2 protein-coding genes are annotated in these 1,214 nt (G+C 66.8%); both read left to right on the forward strand.

The annotated features are described in order from the left end of the window. On the forward strand, window positions 1-268 hold a 268-nt coding region (gene copC, locus ACIQCS_RS18155; protein WP_401531445.1), incomplete at its 5' end, for a copper homeostasis periplasmic binding protein CopC. A gap of 4 nt (window positions 269-272) precedes the next feature. Next, window positions 273-1,214, forward strand: a 942-nt coding sequence (gene copD / locus ACIQCS_RS18160; protein ID WP_401531447.1) for a copper homeostasis membrane protein CopD, incomplete at its 3' end; no start/stop codon positions are given.

Here is a 1,214-nt window from a genome sequence, read left to right on the forward strand (position 1 = left end):
CGTCTCGGCGCCTTCGCGTATCACGCTCACCTTCAGTGAAGGTCTGATGCCGAAGCTGTCGGGCGCCGAGATCGTGATGACCGGCATGCCCGGCATGCCCAACCACCGCATGGCGGTTACCGGCTTCAAGACGGCCGTCGAAGGCGGCAAGACGCTCGTGCTGGCGCTCGACAAGCCGCTCATGGCAGGCAGCTATCAGGTCGCCTGGCACGTCGTCTCGACCGACACGCACCGCATCCAGGGAAATCTCGCCTTTACCGTCAAGTGAAGCCATGAACGACGTGGCACTCGTCGCCGTCCGCTGGGCACTCTACGTCGATCTCGGCCTGCTGTTCGGCCTGCCGCTGTTCGCGCTCTATGCGCCTGGCGGCGGCCGGATCGTTCAGCGGCATATGCCGATGGCGGCAATGGTGGCCTGTCTCGCCTGTCTCGCCCTCTTGCTGTCGGCGCTGGGGTTCGCGTTGCAGGCTGCGGCCATGACCGGCCTGCCGCTCACCCAGCCTGATCTATCCATGGTCGCAGACCTCATCAACGGCACGTCCATGGGAACGGCGCTGAAGGCGCGTCTTGTCGCGCTTCTTGTTCTTCTGCTCTGCATCCCCTTCTATCGCCGGCAATCCCGTCCTGTCTTTATCGCGTCCACTCTGGCAGGCGCGGTCGCGCTCGCGACCCTCGCCTGGAGCGGGCATGGCGCGGCCGGCGAAGGCGAGGCGGGCTGGCTGCAACTGGGGGCCGATCTCATCCATCTGCTCGCCGCGGGCGCCTGGGTCGGCGCGCTTGCCGCATTCCTTGCGCTGGTTCTTACCAGGCTCGCAACCGATGATCTCGCCACTGAAGACATGGACCGGGTCATGCTCGCCGAGGAAGCGCTGCGGGGCTTCTCCCTCGTCGGCACGATCATCGTCGCCCTGCTGATCCTGACCGGGACGGTGAACGGCTGGTTCCTGGTCGGCCCGGGCAACATCGCGTCTCTCGGGCAGTCGACCTACGGCCTGCTGCTCATCGCCAAGCTGCTGCTCTTCGCCGGCATGCTGGGCCTGGCCGCACTCAACCGTTACCGCCTGACCCCGGCACTGGCGCAGGCGATCGAGGAAGAGGACGCGCCCCGGGCGCAGGCGCTGTTGCGGGCGAGCCTCGTCGTCGAAGGCGGTCTTGCGATCGTCATTCTCGGGCTGGTCGCCTGGCTGGGGACACTGTCGCCACCCATGTCGCGG

It is taken from the genome of Sphingomonas sp. NPDC092440, assembly GCF_044754985.1.
GTDB lineage: Bacteria > Pseudomonadota > Alphaproteobacteria > Sphingomonadales > Sphingomonadaceae > Sphingomonas.